Origin of the sequence: Kitasatospora sp. NPDC058965 (assembly GCF_042741245.1) — a bacterium.
GTDB lineage: Bacteria > Actinomycetota > Actinomycetes > Streptomycetales > Streptomycetaceae > Kitasatospora.
In genome coordinates, this window is record NZ_JBHYKG010000153.1 from 16,219 (window position 1) to 20,211 (window position 3,993).

Consider the following 3,993-nt stretch of genomic DNA (forward strand, 5'->3'; position numbering starts at 1 on the left):
GGGACATCTGCACTGGGGAGCCGGCGTCGTAGAAGACGAAGTGGCGCGCCAGCAGCTTGGTTCCGGGCGTCACCTCGAAGAGCTCCGCGACGTCCGGCGCTGCGGGCAGAACCTCGAAGCGCTTGTCGAGCCGGTACTCCGACCACGCTGCGCCCTGGTCGAGGGTGAACGGGGTCGACGACGTCTGGCCGGCGCCGGAGTAGCGATTGGCGAGCAGCCGGTGGATGACCGGCCGCTCCCGGACCTTGGTTCCGCTTCGGGCTCGACCGACGTCGACCAGGCCCTCCTCGCGCAGCTCCCGCACGGCATTGCGGACGGTCGTGGGCGAGACGTCGTACTCCTCCTGGAGCTCTGGCTGGGTGGGCAGCGTAGAGCCTGGTGGGAACTCGCCGCCCTTGATGCGTCGGCGCAGGTCGGCGGCGATCCGCATGTACTCCGGGGGCTGCTGCTCCGGCACTGGCGAGTGTCCTTCCAAGATCACGGACTTTCTGTACTCACAAAGTTTCGCGCAGTCGGTTGACTGACGCCAGAGGCGTCGCCATTCTGAGTACAGAAAACTCGTTTCTGTGATCAGAAACTGGAGCTGAGGACCCATCATGCCCAACACCGGCCACTCCTGGGAGATCCGACTGCCCGCACAGGGCGCCCGGGCCGCCGAACTACGGCAGTGGATCCGCAACCGCCTCACCGACTCGACCGCCACCGGCCTGCCCCCGACCATCCCCGGCACCAGCGAGGCGCGCAGCGCCAAGGTCGAGGACCTGGTCCAGATCGGCAGCGAGCTCTTCGCCCTCGTCAGCCCCACCGCCGTCGCACACCTCACCCTGTCGACGGCCGGCCACCGCATCCGGATCACAGCGCGACAGCCCAGGGCGTTCACCATCCCCCAGGTGACCCGGCGCATCATCGCCGATCTCGCCCAGAGCACCGGCGACGCAGACGACCAGCACACCGTGTGGGCCGAGCTCGACCTGCCTGGAGACACCCCGTGAATCCCACCGCAACCCACGGCGCCCCCGCGCCCAACCGCACCGCAACGCCCGGCACCCTCTCCATCCAGCCGGTGGCCGACCTCACGCCCGGCGCCCGCTGGCTGCTCCGTGGCCAGCCCGCCTCCTGCGCCGGGGCCTGGCACGAGCCGCATGGTCTCGCCCCCATCCGGCTCGCCCCCAACCTCGGGTGGGAGGCCATCGGCGTCCACCCCCAGCTGGGGGAACCCGCCCTGCGAACGCTGGACAGCCCCGGTCCGGTCCTGTCCACCGTCACCTGGACCTTCTTCCTCGTTCCGGTGCTCACCCACCCCTGGAGCGTCCTGCTCACCGGCATAGCCGAGACGCCCAAGGGCCCGTGGAACTGGGGGCGCGGACTCACCGTCCACCTGCAGTCCGACGGGACCCACCAGCTGCTCTGCCCCAGGCCCGGCGTCCCTCACGGCAGCACCCCGAACTGGCTGGTCGAGCCGGACGGCTCGGATCGGCTCACCTTCACCGGCGAGCTGGCCAAGGCCCTCCACGAGGTTTCGGGCCCGGCACTCACGGCCTTCCAGGTGGCAGCCGGCACCAGGCGGCCCACCACCGAACGCCCGCACGACGTCGCCGCCTTCTTCGGCCGACGGCAGCACAGCACGGAGGCGACATGACCCTGCCCGTCCAGCTCGGCGCCGAGAACGAGAAGCTCACCGCCTACACCCTTCGGGAAGCACACCTGAAGGCCGAGCACATCCCCTTCTTCAGGGCCTTCGCGGTTGACCGCTGTCGACGATGGCTGGCCGACCGCGGGGTCGTCATCGTCAACCCGGCACAGGATCCCGCCGACCACCCGGTGCAGGAAGCAGCTCTCGTGCTCACGGAGCTGCTCACCAACGTCATCAAGCACGTGATCAACCAGGGCACCTGCTGGCCCGCGGCCGACCCGCTGCTGCCGCACCGACGCGACGTCCCCGACTGGGTGCAGCTCGACCTGGTCCTGGAGGAGACCGACACCCTCGCCATCCTCGTCGTCGTTCGAGACGGCGACCGGCGCGGACCGATGCTCGACACAAGCGAGCCCGGGGCCTTCGAGGGCGGCCTCGGCCTCGGCCTCGTACGGGCCGTCACCAACGACTCCTGGGGCTGGGAACCCGCCGACGGCGGGAAGGCCGTCTGGGCCCGGTGCCCCCTCACCGCCTCACCCAACTGAAGATCGGAGCCCACTGTGCCCGCCACAGTTCCACGCCCGCGCGGCCCCAGGCAGACCCCGGTGCGCATCGGGCCCGACCGGTTCCGGCTCCCGGACGGCACCATCCTCATCACTCCCGTCGCAACCGGCGGGCACGAGCTCCGGATCGGCTGCTGGATCAAGGTCGGCGACACGGCGCACGAGATCACCAACCTGTTCTGGCGGTTCGACGGCGGACGCACCCTGCACCTCGACAGGGGCGCTCTCGTCCTCTCACTCGCCCGGGCGCAGACCGTCTCCACGTTCACCGTCCTCACCACCTGCCAGCCGCCCGGGCCGGTGAACCCGCCGCCGCCGGCGGCCACCACGCCCCCCCGGCCCCGGCCGCGGCGCCAGCACGCTCGAACGGAATCCCCCATGCGTCCCGCATCCGAACCCACCCGCCCCGCCCCGCAGGCCCGACCCCTCAACGCCCGAGTGCACGTCACTGGCCGGGACCGCACCGGGATCCGCCTGTCCGACGGCCGGGTCCTCATCAACCCCGCCCCGGCGACCGTCGGCGAGATCCACGTCGGCAGCTGGATCCGGGTCGACGGCAACCCGTGCGAAGTCGCCAACATGGCCGGCCCGATCACCCGCCGGGTACTGCGCCTGAACGGCACCGCGAGGGTTGTCACCCTCGGCCTGGGCAAGACCGTGGATCGCTACACCGTCATCAACGGCCCCCGCGGCAGGGGATAGACAGTGACCACCGCGCCCCGACGCCACCCCACGCCCGCCCAGGCCGCAGCCATGCCACCAGCCATATGGCTGCTCGGAGTCCTCGGCCGTCAGCGCCGCGACCAGGCCTTCATCCGCTGGGCTTTCGTGGAACCAGACCGCCTGATCGCCATCCCCACCGGCCACCGCTGGGACACAGTCTCCCTGCCGGCCACGATCGGGTTGCCGCTGCTCGCCGCCGCCCTCGCCGGCCCCTGCGCCCACCGCCTCGGACCGGTGCTGCACGACGCGGCCACCGCCCTCACCTACTGGCTGATAGCCCCAGGCCCGGAGCAGCCATGGCTCGACCACCATCCGCAGGCGCACCTCGTGCCCGCCGGTGAGCACATCAAGGTCCCCAACCCCGCCCCCGACCCGGACTTCATCGACGGGCCGGCCATCACCGAGCCCGCCGTCGTCCGCTGGGCCTACTGGCCGCCCGTCACCGGCACCCTCACCTCGGGGCGGTGGCTGGGCCACTCCCTTCTCGATCCCGCCACGCTGGCGAGCGCGAGCCACCCCCGCGAGGCCGGAGCCAGCCCGGCCGCCACCGCCCCGAGCGCCCCGAGGACCTCCGTGCCCGCCGCCGGTTTCACGGCCACCTACACCAGCACCGACCTCGCCGGTGCCCGCCATACCCCGCTGCACCTCGTCAGCCACCACCACTCCCCAGGCCAGGCCCTGCGCTGGTTGGCCCGCCTGCTGCGCGCCCGGGGCACCCCGCCCGACCGCCCCGGGCAGGACCACTGCCTGGACCCCTTCACCGACAACGACGCCTTCCACCGCGCCTGCTTCCACCTCAACAACGGCACCCCCCTGCGCATCCGGCACCGTGCGGGCCGCCGCCTCATCACGGTGACTGTGACCAGCAACGCCTGCTGGCCGACCCCGCCGGCCCCTCCCGAGCAGCCCCGGGCACTACGCCGGGCGCTCCTCGTCCGGAGCTGCGCCGCGGCCGCCCGGCGCCGGTACCTCCTGCGGGCCGAGGCGCGCGAACGGCCGCCGTACCAGCAGTGACCGGCACGACGGAGCAGCCTGTCGGCACGCACTGGGGGCGCCCACCAGACTTGGTGGGCG

Annotated in this window: 6 protein-coding genes; 5 read left to right on the forward strand and 1 reads right to left on the reverse strand. The window is 72.2% G+C overall.

Features of this window, described 5'->3' with window-relative positions; genetic code table 11:
• A partial coding sequence (locus ACFW1A_RS23865; RefSeq protein ID WP_380411302.1) for a GntR family transcriptional regulator occupies positions 1-457 on the reverse strand: 457 nt, incomplete at its 3' end.
• 139 nt (positions 458-596) lie between these two features.
• Between ACFW1A_RS23865 and ACFW1A_RS23870 the strand changes: the two genes are divergently transcribed.
• The 5 genes from ACFW1A_RS23870 to ACFW1A_RS23890 are packed head-to-tail and all read left to right on the forward strand — an operon-like array spanning position 597 to position 3,933.
• Positions 597-992: a hypothetical protein gene (locus tag ACFW1A_RS23870; RefSeq protein ID WP_380411305.1), complete on the forward strand. Its 396-nt coding sequence runs from the start codon at positions 597-599 to the stop codon at positions 990-992.
• Positions 989-1,639, forward strand: a complete 651-nt coding sequence (locus ACFW1A_RS23875; RefSeq protein ID WP_380411309.1) for a hypothetical protein — start codon at positions 989-991, stop codon at positions 1,637-1,639. Before ACFW1A_RS23870 ends, ACFW1A_RS23875 begins: the two co-directional genes overlap by 4 nt.
• The gene (locus ACFW1A_RS23880; protein ID WP_380411312.1) at positions 1,636-2,178 is read left to right on the forward strand and encodes an ATP-binding protein; all 543 of its coding nucleotides are present in this window, start codon (positions 1,636-1,638) and stop codon (positions 2,176-2,178) included. Before ACFW1A_RS23875 ends, ACFW1A_RS23880 begins: the two co-directional genes overlap by 4 nt.
• A gap of 60 nt (positions 2,179-2,238) precedes the next feature.
• Positions 2,239-2,898, forward strand: a complete 660-nt coding sequence (locus ACFW1A_RS23885) for a hypothetical protein (protein ID WP_380411314.1) — start codon at positions 2,239-2,241, stop codon at positions 2,896-2,898.
• 51 nt (positions 2,899-2,949) lie between these two features.
• Positions 2,950-3,933, forward strand: coding sequence for a hypothetical protein (locus ACFW1A_RS23890; RefSeq protein ID WP_380411316.1), 984 nt, complete (start codon positions 2,950-2,952; stop codon positions 3,931-3,933).
• The last annotated feature ends 60 nt before the right edge of the window (positions 3,934-3,993 follow it).